The organism is Pseudomonas sp. REP124 (assembly GCF_020164475.1).
GTDB lineage: Bacteria > Pseudomonadota > Gammaproteobacteria > Pseudomonadales > Pseudomonadaceae > Aquipseudomonas.
The window spans coordinates 63,576-81,518 of record NZ_JAIQWX010000004.1 but is presented as its reverse complement, the minus strand read 5'-3'; the positions used below and the strand labels follow the sequence as shown (position 1 = coordinate 81,518).

Below are 17,943 nucleotides of genomic sequence, written 5' to 3'. Positions count from 1 at the left end.
CTTCCATGCTCAAGCGTACCCTGGCACTGGCCGTCGGCCTGACTCTGTCTGTCTCTACCCTGCTCGCCCAGGCGGCGGAGACGTTGAAGGTCAGTGCGATTCCCGATGAGGCCCCCACTGAACTGCTGCGCAAATTCAAGCCGTTGGGCGCTTATCTGGAGCAGCAGTTGGGCATGAAGGTCGAGTTTGTGCCGGTGAGCGATTACCCGGCGGTGGTCGAGGCGTTGGCTACCGACCGCATCGACATGGCCTGGCTCGGTGGTTTCACCTTTGTCCAGGCACGCTTGAAGACCGGCAACGCGATCCCTCTGGTGCAGCGTGAACAGGACGCGAAGTTCACCAGCAAATTCATCACCGCCGACCCGAGCGTCAAATCCCTTGCGGACCTGAAGGGCAAGTCCTTCGCCTTCGGCTCGGTGTCCTCCACCTCCGGCAGCCTGATGCCGCGCTATTTCATGCTCAAGGACGGCATCAAGCCGGAAACCTACTTCAGCCGCGTCGGCTACAGCGGCGCCCACGATGCCACGGTCGCCTGGGTCCAGGCCGGCAAGGTCGACGCCGGGGTGCTGAACGCCAGCGTCTGGGAAAAACTGGTGGCGGCCGGCAAGGTCGACACCGACAAGGTCAAGGTATTCGCCACCACCCCGGCCTACTTCGATTACAACTGGACCGTGCGCGGCAACCTCGACCCGGCGCTGGCGAACAAGATCAAGGCGGCGTTCCTGGCCCTTGATCCGGCGAAACCGGCGGACAAGGAGATCCTCGATCTGCAAGCCGCCAGCCGCTTCATCGAAACCAGCCCCGACAACTACAAGGGCATCGAGGAAGCCGCCCGCGCTGCCGACCTGCTCAAATGACCTTGAAGTTGACCCATATCAGCCTGACCCACGGCAACGGGGTTCAGGCTTTGCGTGACATCAACCTGCAGATCGCGGCCGGCGAACAGGTCGCGATCATCGGCCCGTCCGGCGCGGGCAAATCGAGTTTGCTCAATCTTCTGGCCACCGCCCTGCGTCCCGGCAGCGGTGAAGTGCAGTTGCTGGGCGAGCACGCCTGGCAACTGTCGGCTCGCCAGCGTCAGCGCCTGCGTGCGCGGATCGGCCTGGTGCACCAGGCGCCGCCGTTGCCGCCGCGTCAGCGGGTAATCACCGCAGTGCTGGCGGGCAAGCTGGGGCAGTGGAGCCTGGGCAAGAGCCTGTTGAACCTGCTGCATCCGGTGGACATCCCGGGCGCTCGCGCTGCCCTGGCCCGGCTCGATTTGGGCGACAAGCTGTTCGCCCAATGCCAGCAATTGTCCGGTGGGCAGTTGCAGCGGGTCGGCGTGGCGCGGGTGCTGTATCAGGCGCCCGAAGTGCTACTGGCCGATGAGCCGGTGTCGGCGATGGACCCGGTGCTTGCCGGGCACACGCTGACGGTGCTGTGCCGCCATGCCAGGGAACACAAGGTCACCCTGGTCGCCAGCCTGCACGCGGTGGAACTGGCCTTGGGGCATTTTTCGCGAATCATCGGCCTGCGTGACGGGCAGATTCTTTTTGATCTGCCGCCCAACGAAGTCGACCGCGAACTGCTCGACCGGCTCTACGCCAACGAGCAACTGCAATCCCCTCCCGCACCCGTGGCGCCCTTGAGCCTGCAGATTCCGCGATGCTGACCCGCGATTCCCGAGACCCGGCCACCCTTCCCCGCTTGCTGCTCTGTCTGTTGGCGATTGCCTTGCTGTGGCCCGGTATTCGTTTCAGCGAACTGGATCTGAGCGTTCTGGTCGCCAGCGGCAGCCAGAGCGAAATGGGTCGCTTCGTGGCGACCTTCTGGCCGCCGGCCTATGGCGAAGAATTCCTTGAGCTGCTGTGGCAAGCCACCCTGCAAACCCTGGCCATCGCCACTGCCGGCATGACTTTGGCGTTGTTGCTGGCGGTGCCCGCGAGCCTGTTGGCCAGCCGAGCGCTGTCATTGTCGGCGGCTTCCCGCGCTGGCCGCCCCAGCTTCTTGGGCCGGTTGCTGCGTTGGCCGGTGCGCGGCTTGCTGATCTTTCTGCGCAGCGTGCCGGAGATCGTCTGGGCGCTGCTGTTCGTGCGAGCCGTGGGCCTGGGACCGACTGCCGGTGTGCTGGCCATCGCCATCACCTACAGCGGCATGCTCGGCAAGGTCTACGCGGAGATTTTCGAATCCGTGGACCAGCGTCCTGCCCACGCCCTGCTGCAAGCCGGCAGCGGTCGGTTGTCGGCGTTCTTTTATGGTGTGCTGCCCAATGTCGCGGCCGAGCTGCTGTCGTACACCGTCTATCGCTGGGAATGCGCGATCCGCGCTTCGGTGGTGATGGGCTTTGTCGGTGCCGGCGGCCTGGGCCAGCAGATGGACCTGTCGCTGCGCATGTTCGCCGGCGGTGAGGTGGCCAGCCTGTTGCTGACCTTCCTGGTGCTGGTGCTGCTGGCCGATCAACTCAGCCGCCTGTTGCGCTGGAGGCTGGGATGAATCGCCTGATCAACCTCGCCCTGTTGCTGGGCATCGGCGTCGCGGTGATCGCCTCGTTCGGCTATCTGGGCATCGACCTCGGGGCGCTGGGCGACAGCGGCAACCTCAAGCAGATGGGTGCTTATGCGCAGCGTTTTCTCAGCCCGGATTTGAGCGCCGGTCATCTGCAAGCCATTGCCCATGGCGCGGTGGAAACCATCGCCATGTCAGCCTTGGGCACTTTGCTCGCGGCGGTATTCGGTCTGGTTTTGGCGCTGCCAGCGGCCGGGCGTTTCGGCTGGCCGTTCAAGAGTGCTTCGCGTCTGTTGCTCAATGCATTGCGGGCGATTCCGGAGTTGGTGTGGGCCGCGCTGATGGTGCTGGCCGCCGGCCTCGGCCCGAACGCCGGCACTCTGGCGCTGGCGCTGCACACCACTGGCGTACTGGGACGGCTGTTCGCCGAAGCCCTGGAAAACACCCCGCCACAACCGGCCGAAGCCATTCGCCTGCAAGGCGGCAATGCGCTGTGGGCCTTCTGCTACGGCACCCTGCCTAACCTGTTGCCGCAGTTGCTGGCGTATGTGCTGTATCGCTGGGAGAACAACATTCGCATGGCCAGCGTGCTGGGGTTTGTGGGTGCCGGGGGTTTGGGGCAGATGCTGTATGTGAGCCTGAGCCTGTTTCAGGAAGCGCAGGCCAGTACGGTGATTCTGGCGATGTTGCTGTTGGTGCTGGGGGTGGATTCGTTGAGTGCGTGGAGTCGGCAGCGGTGGGTTAAAGCCTGAGGTCAGGCCTCGGTTATTTGGCTGACGCTGGTGATCTGCTTGTTCCAGACCATCTCGTAATGCGCCGTCTGAATGATCGACAGCACCGGCCTCGGCGTCATCAGTGCCCAGCAATGGCTGCCCTGCCGGCGCACGGAGTGATAACGCAGACCCGGACTTCCCGCCTGCTTGATACTACGGCCAAAACGATGTGAATCGGTGTAGTCGTCAGGCGCATAGATCGGGTCGGTCAGCGCAATGCCCGTCGCATCCTGCATCCCCTTGTCCACGAACGAACAAGACAGCCCGCGAAACACAAAGCGCTCGTAGTGCAAATCCCGCACCCCGGACCAATATAGCGCCTGATGATGCTGCACCTCGGCCAAGGCCGTCTCCATGGTGTCGGCCAGATACAGCACCCCGAAACTGCCATCGCTGAAGCGCGAGCCCGCCGGGTTGAAGTGGGTAAAGGGCGCCGTCGCGTAGGAACAGCCGGTGATCCCGAAGGGAATCTCGCTGCGGGGGATCAGCTCCAGTTGCCCCACTTCGTTCTTCAAACGTGGATTGGTCAGCGCCTGGATCTCGTAGAGGGTCTCGAACTCGTCGGCATCGGCCACGTCGTCGAACATCGCGATCGGCGGAAACTTCGAATTGACCAGTCGATAGGCCTGCTGGGTTACGCCGGCCGATACGGGCAAACCCGTCGGCTTCACCATTGCCCGCCTCGCAGTGCGTCGATCCGGCGAAAGGTTTCGTACAGCGAGATCATGTCGCCTTGGGCCATGATCTCCAGCGGGCTGCGACCGTTGAAGAATTCGTTGTCGTTGGCCATCGAGACGAAGCCGTAGACGTTTTGCGGGTTGTCGAAGATCAGCCGCAGGGTGGCGTGGATGTTCAGAACGAAGCTGATGCGCTGCATCTGGTCCGCATCCAGCGCCACGGCCCAGGCCGGGTCACGTTGACGGGCGCGGGTGTAGGTGCTGCGGGAAATGCGCAGCAGGCGGCAGACCTGATCGCTGCTGGCCTGCCATTTTTCCAGGATTCCGACGGCGGCGCGCAGGCCGGTTACGCATTGGTTTTTGCTGAAGCCCTGAGTTTGGAGGGCGAGTGACATGGTCGGAGCCTTAATCTGCATCTATAGATTCAAAAATATGCTTATTGAATCCATAGAGCAAATCATTTGGATCGGTGGCGTCTGGGCATTTTTATCGCGAGCGGGCTCGCTCCCACAGGGAGGCCCTTGGATGGCCGCAGATTTTGTGGCCACTGGAGATCAAAACTGTGGGAGCGAGCCTGCTCGCGATGGGTTTTCAGGCAACCTGTTTTGGTGGATGTACCGGCCTCTTCGCGGGCAAGCCTCGCTCCTACAGGGGGTTGCGGGGTTGCAGGTGCTTAGTCGGACACCACCACCTGATTGCGCCCCCTGGCCTTGGCCCGATACAGCGCCTTGTCGGCATTGCTCATCAAACTGTGCAGATCCTTGTCGCCTGCAACCATGCACGCAACGCCGACGCTGGCGGTGATGCAGTGCACCGGCCCGGTCATCAGCCCGGAAATGGAATGAACTAGCCCTTCGGCGATGTTCTGCGCATCTTCAAGCGATGTATCCGGCAGCAGCACCGCAAACTCCTCCCCGCCCAGCCGCCCATACACATCAGCCTCGCGAAACGACCGGCTGATCACCACGCCCATCTGCCGCAGCACCTGGTCGCCGACCTGATGGCCGTAGGTGTCGTTGATGTGCTTGAAGTGGTCCATGTCCAGCATCACCGCGCACAGCGGCAGGCGGTAGTGCTGGCAGTGGTTGTAGAGGCGCTGGGCCTGTTCGAAGAAGGCGCGGCGATTGCGCAGACCGGTCAGTTCGTCGGTCTGCGCGGCGCGGGTGGAGATGCTGTGGGCCAGTTCCATTTCGCGGGTCAGGCGGAAGGCGGTTTCCAGGGCAACGGAGAGTTTGCGGGTGGCGCTGCACACGAAGGAGGCGAAGACCAGCACCGCCACGCCCATGCCGAACTGCAGCGAAGTCGGCTGGATCATCAGCCAGAAGGTCGACGGCAGCAGCACCAGGGCGATGGACACCACCGTCATGTAGCGATAGGCCGAATAGCAGGATACCGCGCTCACCGACATGCCCACGGTGAACAGCATCACCAGCGCCTGGGCCAGCAGATCGTCGGCCGGCATGACCGCCAGCGCCCCACCGCCCCAGATCCCGGCGGACAGCGACAAGGTGGCCATGTAGATCAGTTCCCAGCGCTGCGGGGTGCGCGCCACTTCGGGGCTGCGGAAGTACACCACGAACATCGTGATGCGGATCAGGGTGGAGGCCGCCAGCAGACCGATCCACCAGTTCATGATGTGGTGGTCGAAGCGGTCCCAGCACAGCCAACACAACATGGCCAATGCCAGAAAGCTGCCAAAAACAGCAGTTACCGATTGCCGAAACAGCTGATGCAATCGATCGGTGCGCACCTGTTGGGCGATGAAGCGTTCCTGCTCGAGCCGAAATCCAAGGCCATCCATTGTGTTCGCCTGATAATGCTGCGGTGACCTGACTATTGTGGCACATCGCTAGGAGGCACCTGTAAAACTCTGTGTCCGCTGAGAGATTCCGCCTATCGGCTACCAATACTCGGGCTATTAGCTGACTTGACGATCGGGGTCTAGCCTTATTTAGCGCCGGCGCGGTCTGGCCGGCACAGACCTGATGTGAAGACAAGAATGAGTCAGATACTGGATGCCCCCACGGGCCGGGAAGCTGACTGATCTCGACCGAGGGAAGCTCACACATGGCAACCGAATCGAAATGCCCGTTCAATCACGCCGCCGGCGGTGGCACACGCAACCGCGACTGGTGGCCGAACCAACTGAACCTGAACATCCTGCATCAGCACTCGCCTCTCTCCACTCCAGCCGATGAGGGATTTGATTATGCCGAGGCGTACAAAAAACTCGACTTTGCCGCCGTCAAGCGCGACCTGACCGCGTTGATGACCGACTCGCAAGACTGGTGGCCTGCGGACTTCGGCCACTATGGCCCACTGTTCGTGCGCATGGCCTGGCACGCCGCCGGCACCTATCGCACCGCCGACGGCCGCGGTGGCGCCGGTTCCGGCCAGCAACGCTTCGCCCCGCTCAACAGCTGGCCGGATAACGTCAGCCTGGACAAGGCCCGCCGTCTGCTGTGGCCGATCAAACAGAAATATGGCCGTAACATTTCCTGGGCCGACCTGATCGTGCTCACCGGCAACGTCGCCCTGGAATCCATGGGCTTCAAGACCTTTGGCTTCTCCGGTGGCCGTCCGGACGTCTGGGAACCGGACGAGGACGTGTACTGGGGCTCGGAAACCAAGTGGCTGGGCGGCGATACCCGCTACGCCAGCGACCCGAGCGATGACAACAAGGCTGTGCAAAAACCCGGCGATGTGCCGCTGTCGGCCGAACCCGGACGCAACGAAGACAGCCGCACCGAACACGGCCGCAATCTGGAAAACCCCCTCGCAGCCGTACAAATGGGCCTGATCTACGTCAACCCTGAAGGCCCCGAAGGCGAGCCTGATCCGCTCAAGTCCGCGCTGGACATCCGCGAAACCTTCGCGCGCATGGCGATGAACGACGAAGAAACCGTCGCCCTGATCGCTGGCGGCCACGCTTTCGGCAAGACCCACGGTGCCGGTCCCGCCGACAACGTCGGTCCCGAACCAGAGGCCGCCGGCCTGGAACAGCAGGGACTGGGCTGGAAAAGCACCTTCGGTACCGGCAAGGGCCCGGACACCATCACCAGCGGCCTGGAAGTCACCTGGACCAATACCCCGACCAAATGGAGCAACAATTATTTCGAAAACCTCTTCGGCTTCGAGTGGGAGCTGACCAAGAGCCCGGCCGGGGCGAATCAGTGGAAACCCAAGGACGGCGCGGGGGCCGGGTTGATCCCGGATGCCTTCGATCCCAACAAGCGCCGTGAACCACGGATGCTGACCTCCGACCTAGCGCTGCGTATGGACCCGATCTACGAGCCGATTTCCCGGCGCTTCCTGCAGAACCCGGATCAACTGGCCGACGCCTTCGCCCGCGCCTGGTACAAACTGATCCACCGCGACATGGGCCCGCTGTCACGCTACCTCGGCCCGGAAATGCCCAATGAAGTGCTGTTGTGGCAAGACCCGATTCCCAAGGTCGATCATGCCCTGATCGGCGATGCCGACGTCGCCGCGCTCAAGGGCAAGATCCAGGCCAGCGGCCTGAGCGTTTCACAACTGGTCTCCACGGCCTGGGCGGCGGCTTCGACCTTCCGTGGCTCCGACAAGCGCGGTGGCGCCAACGGTGGACGGCTGCGTCTGGAACCGCAGAAATCCTGGAAGGCCAACCAGCCCGATCAACTGGGCAACGTGCTGGGCAAACTCGAAAGCATCCAGAAGGAGTTCAACAGCGGCGGCAAGAAAGTCTCCCTGGCGGATCTGATCGTGCTCGCTGGCAACGTAGGCGTCGAACAGGCAGCGAAAAACGCCGGGCATAACGTCACGGTGCCGTTTTCGCCGGGACGGATGGATGCGACTCAGGAGCAGACGGATGTCGAGTCGTTCGGCATGCTCGAGCCGATCGCCGATGGTTTCCGCAACTACCTCAAGTCCCGCTATCGCATTACCGCCGAGCATCTGCTGATCGACAAGGCGCAATTGCTGACCCTCACCGCACCACAAATGACCGCGCTGATCGGAGGCCTGCGCGTACTCGACACCAACGTCGGCCAAACCGCCCACGGCGTGTTCACCACGCGCAAAGGCACGCTGACCAACGACTTCTTCGTCAACCTGCTGGACATGGGCGTGGAGTGGAAACCCACCTCGGCCACCAACGAAGAATTTGAAGGCCGCGACTGCAAGACCGGCCAGGCGAAGTGGACTGCGACGCGGGTCGATCTGGTGTTCGGCGCCAACGCGCAACTGCGGGCACTGGCGGAGTTCTATGCCAGCGACGACAACAAGGAGAAATTCGTGAAGGACTTCGTGGCGGCCTGGGGCAAGGTGATGAACCTGGATCGGTTCGATCTCTGACCGACGACGCAATACCTGTGGGAGCGAGCCTGCTCGCGATGGTGGTCAACGATAACGCGGGCTGTCTGATTGCCCGCGTTGTCCTGGCGTTCATCGCGAGCAGGCTCGCTCCCACAGGGGTTATGTGTTGTGTCGAAATTTTGCATACACCCTCGCCACAAAGCCCCCCACAAATAGACGGCAGCGACTTACTTGAACAACCCTGCGTTAGCGGCCAGCACTTCATCCGCACACTGCGCATCCAGATTCCCGCCCGGCGCACCGGCCACGCCGATGGCGCCGATCACGGTCTCACCGGCCTTGATCGGAACACCGCCGCCCAGCAGCAGATAACCCGGAATATCGGTCAGGTTGGCCGCGCCAGGATTCTTCTGCGCGTTCTCCATGATGGTCAAGGTCGGGGTCTTGGCCGATGCCGAGGTGAAGGCCTTGGCACGACTGGCCTCGATGGTATGAGGGCCGGCGTTATCGGCGCGAGCCAGGGCTTTAAGCACGCCGGCCCGGTCCACCACCGCGGCGCTCACGTTGTAGCCCTTGGCCTGACAGGCAGCGAGCGTAGCAGTCACCAGTTTCTGCGCGTCGGCGGTCGAGATATTGCTTTCAGTCAACACCGCCGCATGAGCCGCGCCGGCAAGGGTCAGGCTGCCAAGCAGCGCTGCAAGAGATAAACGAGTCATATTGAACGTCCTTCTGTTGAATGAATGGTCAGGGCGTGTCGCAGGTCGTTTGTTAATCCTAGTCGGGATATCCGCAGGCGAGTCAGATGTCGGCCGAACCACCGCCTTCGCGAGCAAGCCCGCTCCCACCGGGGATCTCTGCTAGAGACCGAATTTGTGTTCACCACAGATCAAACTGTGGGAGCGGGCTTGCTCGCGAAGGCGATGCGTCAGTCATCAAAGATGCCGGATATGCCCACGAAAACGGTAGCCATGGTGAAAAGATGGACTTGAGCTAGCGTGAATGGACGGGGTCGCATGCCCCTGTCCTCAAGCCGCGCATCGGAGACGAGTGCACCATGGCATCAAAAAGGAAAACTTCCCGCGAGTCCGCGAGCAAGAACAAATCGAACCCGATCTTCCGTTCCCGCGAGGAACGCATGGCCGACGGCAAGCGATTGCGTGAGCAGTTCCCACGCGAGGAGCACGCAAAGTGGAAGTCGCCGGGGCGACAGCGGGATGTGATCGCGATTCTGGAAAAATCCAACCGCGACCGCCTTAAAGAGTTGGTGCCGATCCGCTACGGGCGCATGTTGCGAACGCCCTTCACCTTTTTGCGCGGATCCGCCGCCTTGATGGCCCACGACCTGGCAATGGGGGCGAACATCGGTGTGAACGTACAGGCCTGCGGTGACTGTCACCTGCTCAACTTCGGCCTGTTCGCCACCCCCGAACGCAACCTGGTGTTCGATCTCAACGACTTCGACGAAACCCTGCCGGCGCCCTGGGAATGGGACATCAAGCGACTGGTCGCGAGCTTTGCCGTGGCGGCGCGCGACGGCGGTGCGAATGACGCCCGGGCGCGCAAAATCGCGGTGGCCTGTGCCCGGTCCTACCGTGAGCATCTGCGGCGCTTTTCCAAGATGAAACCGCTGGAAGTCTGGTACTCGCGCCTGGACGCCGATGAACTGCTGGAACTGGCACCTGACGCCAAGGCCCTCAAGTTTCGCCAGCAACTGTTCGCCCGCGCCCGTGAGCGGGTGATGGAAAGCGTCTTTCCGAAGATTGCCGGACAGGTCGCGGGGCATCCACGCATCGTCGATCAGCCGCCGGTGATTCAGCATGTCGCGGATCCACAATTCATCGAGCGCGTTCACAGCGGTCTTGCGGCCTACCGCGAGAGCCTGTCCGACGAGCGCCGGGTGTTGCTCGACCGCTATCGCCTGGTGGACGCCGCGCTCAAGGTGGTCGGCATCGGCAGCGTCGGTACGCGCTGCTACATCGCCCTGCTGTTCTCGGAGGAAAACCATCCGCTGATCCTGCAGTTCAAGGAGTCGTGCCGCTCGGTGCTGGAGCCCTACGCGGGCAAGAGCCAGTACGACAATCAAGGTCAGCGGGTGGTGATCGGGCAACGGCTGATGCAGTCCTCCAGCGACATTTTCCTCGGCTGGGTACGTGGCCCCGAAGGTTATGACTTCTTCGTGCGCCAGCTGCGGGACATGAAGATGTCGGTGCCGCTGGAGAACATCAACGCGACCCAACTGGAGCGCTACGCGGAGTTCTGCAGCCTGACTCTGGCCCGCGCCCACGCCAAATCCGGCGACTCGGCGACCATCTCGGGGTATCTGGGGAAAAACGAAGTGTTCGATGAAGCGATGGGGGATTTTTCGCTGCTCTATGCCGACCAGACGGAGCGTGATCATGCAACGTTGCTGAAGGCGGCGCGTGCGGGAAAGGTGAATGTGATTTACGAAGAAGAATAAACACAGAAACTGTAGGAGCGAGCATGCTCGCGATGGAGGTCAACGATAACGCGGGCTGTCTGGAAGCCAGCGGTGTCTGAGCCACCATCGCGAGCATGCTCGCTCCTACAGTTGGAGGTTTTTCACATCAGGCTGCGAAGCCACCATCGATCAGCAGATCCGCACCGGTGACGAACGCCGCCTCAGGACTCGCCAGGTAAGACACCATCCCGGCGATTTCATCAGCCTTGCCGTGGCGACGGATCGCCATCAGGTCATGCATGCCGGCGCCGAATTCACTGTTTTCCGGGTTCATGTCGGTGTCGACCGGGCCGGGTGCCACGTTGTTGATCGTGATGCCCCGTGGTCCCAGGTCGCGGGCCAGGCCTTTGACCAGGCCGATCAGCGCCGATTTGCTCATTGCGTAGACCGCGCCGCCGGCGAACGGCATGCGTTGACCGTTGGTGCTGCCGATGTTGATGATCCGGCCGCCCTCTTTCATGTGTTTGGCCGCAGCCTTGGAGGCGACGAACACGGCGCGGACGTTCACGGCGATGGTGCGGTCGAAGTCTTCCAGGGAGAAGTCTTCCAGCAGGCCGGTCAGCAGCACGCCTGCGTTGTTGACCAGGATGTCCAGGCGGCCGAAACGTTCGGCGACGCTGTCGATGGCTTTGGTCAGGCCGACGGGGTCGGAGGCGTCGGCTTTGATGGCGAAGGCCTCGCCACCGCTGGCCTTGATTTCTTCGACCAGGGCTTCGGCGGCGATGGCCGAGGACAGGTAACCGATGGCGACGGTTGCGCCGTCACGAGCCAGGCGGCGTGCGGTGGCGGCGCCGATACCGCGGGAACCACCATTGATGAAAGCGACTTTACCGTTGAGTTGAGCAGTCATGATGTTGTCCTCTGGGTCTGTTTGGGTTGGGTTGTAGCGGGTTGGTGAACACATCATGGCCTTGGTGACTTGTTCTCGGTAGTCGTTAAAATGCACAATCAGTTTCAACCAACGGCATAAGACGCAACCATGACAACCGAACTGAGCAGCTATCTCGATGCCTTCATCTGCGCCGCCGATGAGGGTAGCTTCTCCGCGGCGGCCCGTCGCATGGGGCTCACGCCGGCAGCGGTCAGCAAGAGCGTGGGCCAGTTGGAAGCGCGGTTGGGGGTGCGGTTGTTTCAGCGCAGTACCCGCAGCCTGGCGCTGACGTCCGAAGGTGAGCGCTTGTATGGCCAGGTGCGCCTGCCCTGGACCGAGATCGGCGATGCCCTGACCGATCTGCGCCAAGGTGCGGGCAAGCCTGCGGGCACCCTGAAGGTCTCGATGGCCTACACCGTGGGCCGCGAATACTTCGTGCCGTTAATGGACGAGTTCGTGCGCCGCTATCCGGACGTGGTGCCGGACCTGCATTTCGATAACCGTCAGGTCGACCTGATCAACGATGGTTTCGACGTTGCCATCGGCGGCGGCCTGGAACTGACGGATGCACTGATAGCTCGCGAACTGGCGCACCTGAGAATCGTGCTGGTGGCCTCTGCTGCCTATCTGAAAGAGCATCCAGCGCCCACGCATCCATTGGATCTGACCCGACATCGCGGATTGCTGCGCCGAATGCTGAGCAACGGTCGGCTGGCGCCCTGGAAGTTGAAGAACGACGCCGGTGAAGAAGTGGTGGCCAGCGTGCGTCCGGTGATGGTCTTGAACGACCCGGAAGCCATAGCTCGCGCGGCGTCCACCGGCATGGGCATCGCCCTGCTGCCGATGCCCCACGCCTTGCCGTTCCTGGAACGCGGCGAACTGGTTCGCGTGCTGCCCCAGTGGTACGCCGAGGCCTCGCCACTGTCGATCTACTACACCAGCCGCAAACTGCTGCCGGCCAAGGTGCGGGTGTTCGTGGATTACATCGTCGAGGAATTCCGCGCCAGCGGCAGTGCGGCGCGGTTTGCGCAGAAGTAATACATGCCCCGGCTTGCTCGCGATGAACACCGGAACCACAGTTTTTCCTGGGGACGGCGCCTACACTTTCGCGCGTCGCGCAAAGCCGATCTTGATGGCCACCAACATCGGCGCGGCCACCGCGAACAACAGGGTCACGGCGAGGAAGGCGCTGTCAAAGGCGATCACCGTCGCCTGCCCAGACACCGCCCGCCCAAGCAGATTCGTTGCTGCCCGCCCTGCAGCCACCGCGTCCATCCCTTTGCTCATCAACATGCCCGCCGTGGAGGTCAACCGCTCGATCACCGCCGCAGCGCCGGGTGTAACACTGGCGCCGAGGACTGAAACACTGTCAGCCACCTTGTGCTCGATCAGCGTCTGCAAACCCGCCACCCCGAGCAATCCCCCCACCTGACGCCCGGTGCTGAACAGGCCGATCCCGCCCGCCAGCTCACGGATCCCGAGTCCGCCAAAGGCAATCAGGGTGATCGACAGAAACAGGAAACCCAGCCCCAGCCCACGCAGGAGCACCGCAGCCATCATGTCGTCCGCACCGCTTTCGCTGGTCGAGCCCGACAGCATCCACATCGCAACCATGATCATCAGGATGCCAAAGGGCACGGTGGCGAAAGGCGCAACACCGCGCCCCTGGAACAGAAACGCCGCGATCAGCAGCGCCACGACGAACAACCCGCCACTGGGCAGCAGCAACAAACCGGCTTCGGTGGGCGTGAACCCCAGCACCGACAGGGCGAATGCCGGAATCAGGAATGCACTGCCGAACAACGCGGCACCGGCGACAAAACTGACGATGAAAGCGAAGAAGAAATCGCTGGACTGGAACAGACCATAGTCGAGCCAGCCCCGGCCCCGTCTCTGTTGCACGAGGAAGACCAGCAGCGTGACGCCGCCGATCAGGCTCAACCAGACAATGCGCGGCTCCTCGAACCAGTCCCAGCGTTCGCCCTGGCTGAGCACGTAGGTGAAGCAGAACAGACTGGTCGACATCAACAACAAGCCGATCCCGTCGAACCGCCGCTGTCCGGTGCCGGCAGGCGCCGGGCTGTCCACCATCAGCAACAGCCCGCTCGCCGCCAGACTCAGCGGCACCACACTGAAGAAGATCCACGTCCAGTCCTGGCCGTCGATCAGCCAGCCTTGCAGCGCCGGGGCAAAGGTCGCGGGGGCGACCACCGCCCCCATGGCGAACAGCGCCTGGAGGATCGGCTGGCGGGCGCTGGAAAAGGCGAAAAAGACCAGTGTCTGCCCCGCCACCAGCACGGTGCCGCCGGCCAGGCCCTGGAGACTGCGAAGCAGAATCAACAGGTCCAACCGCGCGGTGACGGCGGCGATCCCGCAGGCCAGTCCCATCACCAGCACCGCGCCGATCACTACCCGACGTGGATCGAAACGCTGCAGCAGCCACGCGGCAGTCATGAAGCCGATCAACTTGCACGCGGTGTAGCCGACATCCAGCCAAGCGAACTCATCCGGTGTGGCGTAGGTATCGCCGAGGATGTCACTGCGGCCGATGGTCAGCACCGTGCTGGCGATGGCTTCCGTCAGCGCGGCCAGGATGATTCCGGTCATGAGCAACAAGCCCGTCGTACGACTTTGCAGACTGGCGGCTGCGGTGTTCATGACTCGTCCCCATGCGCCACATCGACCCGAGCCGACAGCCCCGGTACGATGCGCCCGGGCAGCGGGTTGTTGGCCAGGCGAATCTTCACCGGCACGCGCTGCACCACCCGCACGAAGTTGCCGGTGGCGTTATCGGCCGGCAACAGGCTGAAAGCAGAGCCGCTGCCCGGCGCGAAGCTGTCGACCACACCCTCAAGAGCCGTGTCGGGATAACCGTCGACCCTGACCTTCACTCGCTGGCCGGGGCGGATGCCTTCGAGCTGGGTTTCCTTGAAGTTGGCAACGATCCACACGTTGTCGACCGGCACGATATCAAGCAGGGAACCCCCGGGCGTCACGTACCGCCCAAGCCGGATCTGCCGGTTGCCGACCACGCCATCCACCGGCGCGCGCACCACGGTGTGATCAAGATCGATCCGGGCCAGATCACGGGCGGCTTCTGCCTGGGTCACCGCCGCCACTGCGGCCTCGCGCTCGGCCACCAGCACGCCGATCTGTTGTTGCTGCGCCTCGACCGTTGCCGAGGCCGCCGACACCGAGGCTTCGGCCCGCGAACGCGCGGTGCCGGTTTCATCCACCAGGGCTTGGCTGACCGCGTTGCTGACGATCAGCTTGCGGCTGCGCTCGTGGGTCTTGTTGGCCATGTTCATGTCGGCGTTGGCCGAGCGGCGCTGGGCTTCGGCCTGGCGGATCAGCGCACGCTGCAACTGGATCTGCGCATCGACGTGGGTCAGGCGCGCCTGGGCGGCACTGACATTGGCGGCAGCCTGGGCGAGCCGCGCGCGATAGTCGCGGTCGTCGATGCGAAACAAGACGTCGCCGGCGCGCACGGTCTGGTTGTCCTCGACCTCAAGCGCCGTGACATAACCTGCGACTTTGGCGGCCAGCGAGGTGACATCGCCCCGAACGTAGGCGTTGTCGGTGGATGTCACGCCGCTGTAGAACGCCATGCTGCCCCACGCCGCCGCGGCCACCACGGCACCGATGCACAGCAACACGCCGATTTTTTTGCTTTTGCCGGGCCGCGCGCTGACCGTGGCGGTCTCGCTGCCGGCACCGGGGGCCATGGCAGTCTTGTCCTGGAGGCTGTTCATGTTGGGTCACCCTCTCAATGCCCGGCCTGAGCCATCGACCGACCGAGCCAATCCTCGAAATGAATGGATCCCAAAAGCGGGTCCCGGCCCGGTGTCAGCGATTGATCGTCAAGCAACGCACCGAAGTAGCGTGCATGAACGTCCGGCACCACTTTGCGTTCGTCCCGGGTGATGCGCAGGAAGCGGCGGATCAGCTCATCGAGCGGCATCGCCTCGGGGCCGGCGATTTCCACAGTGCCGTTGACCGGCGGTTGCAAGGTGATGTCCGTCAGCGCCTGCGCCACATCGTCCGAGGCCATCGGCTGGATCAGTGCCGGCGACAGGAAGATCTGCTCGCCGACCGTGGACGACTGCGCGATGCCGCCGACAAATTCGAAGAACTGCGTGGCCCGAAGCACCGTGTAGGGCACGGCCGAGGCTTCGATCATCTGCTCCTGGGCGACCTTGGCCCGGAAGTAGCCGCTCTCGGGCAGGCGTTCGGTGCCGACCACCGACAGCGCGACGTGATGGCGAACGCCTGCGACCGCTTCGGCAGCCAGCAGGTTGCGTGTCGAGTCCTGGAAGAATTCGAGCACCGCCTGATCTTCCCAAACCGGCGCATTGGATACGTCGACCACGACCTCCGCGCCCACCAGTGCCTCGGCCAGACCTTCGCCGGTAACGCTGTTGACGCCGGTTCTGGGCGACGCGGCGAGCGCTTCGTGACCGCGCTCACGCAGGTTTTTCACGAGTTTGGATCCGATGAGGCCGGTGCCTCCGATGACGACGATCTTCATGGCTGCTCTCCAAGGGGTCGACGGTCATCATTTGCCGTCGGGACAGGTGCAGATTGCTCCAGCGCCTTGGGCAAGTCCTTGCGGGGGCCTTGAGTTTCCCTTTGAAGAGTCTTGGATTTTCGTCCAACGCCTGCCTGCCGTATGATCGACAGCATGCACTTACGCCAGCTCGGACACGGAGTCGAGGGCATCCGCACAGGGGATTCTGACTTTGCCATTCGTGTTTGAAGATTTCGTACTCGATCAGGAGCGCCGGGAGCTGACCCAGCGCGGCCAGGTCGTGACCGTCGGGCCCCAGGTCTTCGATCTGTTGTCGCTGCTGGTCAGCAACCACGAGCGTGTGGTCAGCAAGGACGACCTGCTCAAGGCGGTGTGGGCCGGGCGCATCGTTTCGGAATCGACCATCACCAGCCACATCAACGCGGTGCGCAAGGCCATCGGCGATACGGGTGAGGAACAGCGCCTGGTGCGCACGGTGGCGCGCAAGGGCTATCGCTTCGTTGGCCAGCTCAAGGCGGATGAATCGGAGCCCTTGAGCGAGGTGCCGGACGTTGAAGAGCCCGCGCCGTTCGACCCAGCGGCACCTGCGCTGGTCCTTCCAGACAAACCCTCAATCACCGTCCTGCCGTTCCACAATTTGAGTGGCGATCCGGAGCAGGAGTATTTCGCCGACGGCATGGTGGAAGACATCATCGCCGCCCTCTCGCGCATCCGCTGGCTGTTCGTCATCGCGCGCAATTCCAGCTTCACCTACAAGGATCGTTCGATCGATGTCAAAGGCGTTGGCCAGGAACTCGGCGTGCGCTATGTGCTGGAAGGCAGCGTGCGCAAAAGCGGGAACAAAGTGCGCATCACCGGGCAACTGATCGATGCCAGGAGCGGCACGCACATTTGGGCCGAACGCTTCGAGGGACTGCTCGATGACATTTTCGAGTTGCAGGACCAGATCGCCGAAAGCGTGGTCGGCGCCATCGCGCCCCAGCTCGAACGGGCGGAAATGGAGCGCGCCAAGCATAAGCCGACCGAGAGCCTGGACGCTTACGATTACTACCTGCGCGGTATGGCCAGATTGCATGTCGGCAGCCGGGAGGCGCTGGAGCAGGCGCTGCCGATGTTCTACAAGGCTATCGAACTGGATCCGGAGTTCGCCTCGGCTTACGGCATGGCCGCCTGGTGCCATTTCTGGCGCAAGTTGAATGGCTGGATGACCGACCGCGACCGCGAGGTCACCGAGGGCGTGCGACTGGCACGGCTGGCGGTGGAAATGGGTCGCGACGATCCGGTTGCGCTGACCCGTGCCGGGCATGCGCTGGCCCATCTGACCGGCGATCTGGATGGCGGCATCGCCCTGCTCGACCGCGCCCGGTTGCTCACGCCCAATCTGGCGTCGGCATGGTTTCTCGGCGGCATTCTGCGCACGCTGCGCGGCGACAGCGAATCGGCCATCAAGGACCTGACCCACGCCGCACGCCTGAGCCCCGTGGACCCGGAGATGTTCAGAATGCAGGTGGGCATGGCCCTCTCGCACTTCTTCGCCGGGCGTTATGAATGCGCCACGGAATGGGCGGAAAAAGCCCTGAGAAACCTCCCGACCCTGTTGCCCGCCGCAGCCCTGGTGACCGCCTGCCATGCCCTGAGCGGACACATGGACCAGGCGGCACAGGCAATGGAGCGCCTGCATGAACTGGATCCCGGATTGAGGCTCTCCAGGCTCAAGGATTGGCTGCCAATCAAGCGCCCGGAAGACCTCGAACGGTTCACCGAAGGCCTGCGCCTGGCGGGGCTGCCGGAGTGACCCCGATCCCTGTAGGAGCGAGGCTTGCCCGCGAAGAGGCCGG

Annotated in this window: 16 protein-coding genes; 8 read left to right on the top strand and 8 right to left on the bottom strand. The window is 63.1% G+C overall.

Annotation, left to right across the window (positions count from 1 at the left end):
• Nucleotides 1–5 precede the first annotated feature (5 nt).
• From K9857_RS02145 to phnE, 4 genes are read left to right on the top strand one after another with little or no spacing between them, the layout of a single operon-like run.
• The gene (locus tag K9857_RS02145) at nt 6–857 is read left to right on the top strand and encodes a putative selenate ABC transporter substrate-binding protein (RefSeq protein WP_224533264.1); all 852 of its coding nucleotides are present in this window, start codon (nt 6–8) and stop codon (nt 855–857) included.
• Nucleotides 854–1,651, top strand: coding sequence for a phosphonate ABC transporter ATP-binding protein (locus K9857_RS02140; RefSeq protein WP_224533263.1), 798 nt, complete (start codon nt 854–856; stop codon nt 1,649–1,651). Before K9857_RS02145 ends, K9857_RS02140 begins: the two co-directional genes overlap by 4 nt.
• A complete protein-coding gene (locus K9857_RS02135; protein WP_224533262.1) occupies nt 1,645–2,472 on the top strand; it encodes a PhnE/PtxC family ABC transporter permease in 828 nt (275 codons plus the stop codon). Before K9857_RS02140 ends, K9857_RS02135 begins: the two co-directional genes overlap by 7 nt.
• The gene (gene phnE / locus K9857_RS02130; protein WP_224533261.1) at nt 2,469–3,236 is read left to right on the top strand and encodes a phosphonate ABC transporter, permease protein PhnE; all 768 of its coding nucleotides are present in this window, start codon (nt 2,469–2,471) and stop codon (nt 3,234–3,236) included. Before K9857_RS02135 ends, phnE begins: the two co-directional genes overlap by 4 nt.
• 2 nt (nt 3,237–3,238) lie before the next feature.
• Here phnE and K9857_RS02125 read toward each other — a convergent pair whose 3' ends face one another.
• From K9857_RS02125 to K9857_RS02115, 3 genes are all read right to left on the bottom strand, one after another.
• Nucleotides 3,239–3,931 (bottom strand): RES family NAD+ phosphorylase, encoded by a 693-nt coding sequence (locus K9857_RS02125; protein WP_224533260.1) that lies wholly within the window; start codon nt 3,929–3,931, stop codon nt 3,239–3,241.
• The gene (locus K9857_RS02120) at nt 3,925–4,329 is read right to left on the bottom strand and encodes an antitoxin Xre-like helix-turn-helix domain-containing protein (RefSeq protein ID WP_224533259.1); all 405 of its coding nucleotides are present in this window, start codon (nt 4,327–4,329) and stop codon (nt 3,925–3,927) included. The genes K9857_RS02125 and K9857_RS02120 overlap by 7 nt, the downstream gene beginning before the upstream one ends.
• Before the next feature lie 278 nt (nt 4,330–4,607).
• On the bottom strand, nt 4,608–5,735 hold the full coding sequence (locus K9857_RS02115; RefSeq protein WP_224533258.1) for a sensor domain-containing diguanylate cyclase: 1,128 nt from the start codon (nt 5,733–5,735) through the stop codon (nt 4,608–4,610).
• A gap of 266 nt (nt 5,736–6,001) precedes the next feature.
• Here K9857_RS02115 and katG point away from each other — a divergent pair, with 266 nt between their 5' ends.
• Nucleotides 6,002–8,266, top strand: a complete 2,265-nt coding sequence (gene katG, locus K9857_RS02110; protein WP_224533257.1) for a catalase/peroxidase HPI — start codon at nt 6,002–6,004, stop codon at nt 8,264–8,266.
• A gap of 188 nt (nt 8,267–8,454) precedes the next feature.
• Here katG and K9857_RS02105 read toward each other — a convergent pair whose 3' ends face one another.
• Entirely contained in the window at nt 8,455–8,943 is a 489-nt protein-coding gene (locus K9857_RS02105; protein ID WP_224533256.1) for a GlcG/HbpS family heme-binding protein, read from the bottom strand.
• A 338-nt stretch (nt 8,944–9,281) separates the two neighbouring features.
• On the opposite strand from K9857_RS02105, the gene K9857_RS02100 reads away from it, so the two are divergent.
• Entirely contained in the window at nt 9,282–10,685 is a 1,404-nt protein-coding gene (locus tag K9857_RS02100; protein ID WP_224533255.1) for a DUF2252 domain-containing protein, read from the top strand.
• Between the two features lie 127 nt (nt 10,686–10,812).
• Here the strand turns inward: K9857_RS02100 and K9857_RS02095 are convergent, their stop codons facing one another.
• Complete coding sequence (locus tag K9857_RS02095; protein WP_263487694.1) at nt 10,813–11,556, bottom strand: SDR family oxidoreductase; 744 nt, start codon at nt 11,554–11,556, stop codon at nt 10,813–10,815.
• Between the two features lie 129 nt (nt 11,557–11,685).
• Between K9857_RS02095 and K9857_RS02090 the strand changes: the two genes are divergently transcribed.
• A complete protein-coding gene (locus tag K9857_RS02090; protein WP_224533254.1) occupies nt 11,686–12,615 on the top strand; it encodes a LysR family transcriptional regulator in 930 nt (309 codons plus the stop codon).
• Nucleotides 12,616–12,675: 60 nt separating this feature from the next.
• Here K9857_RS02090 and K9857_RS02085 read toward each other — a convergent pair whose 3' ends face one another.
• Genes K9857_RS02085 through K9857_RS02075 form a run of 3 tightly spaced genes read right to left on the bottom strand, consistent with a single transcriptional unit; the run spans nt 12,676 to nt 16,105 of the window.
• Nucleotides 12,676–14,235, bottom strand: coding sequence for an MFS transporter (locus K9857_RS02085; RefSeq protein ID WP_224533253.1), 1,560 nt, complete (start codon nt 14,233–14,235; stop codon nt 12,676–12,678).
• Entirely contained in the window at nt 14,232–15,329 is a 1,098-nt protein-coding gene (locus tag K9857_RS02080) for an HlyD family secretion protein (protein WP_224533252.1), read from the bottom strand. The genes K9857_RS02085 and K9857_RS02080 overlap by 4 nt, the downstream gene beginning before the upstream one ends.
• Nucleotides 15,330–15,343: 14 nt before the next feature.
• Nucleotides 15,344–16,105 (bottom strand): SDR family oxidoreductase, encoded by a 762-nt coding sequence (locus K9857_RS02075; RefSeq protein WP_224533251.1) that lies wholly within the window; start codon nt 16,103–16,105, stop codon nt 15,344–15,346.
• A gap of 211 nt (nt 16,106–16,316) precedes the next feature.
• Between K9857_RS02075 and K9857_RS02070 the strand changes: the two genes are divergently transcribed.
• On the top strand, nt 16,317–17,900 hold the full coding sequence (locus K9857_RS02070; protein WP_224533250.1) for a winged helix-turn-helix domain-containing protein: 1,584 nt from the start codon (nt 16,317–16,319) through the stop codon (nt 17,898–17,900).
• Nucleotides 17,901–17,943: the final 43 nt, after the last annotated feature.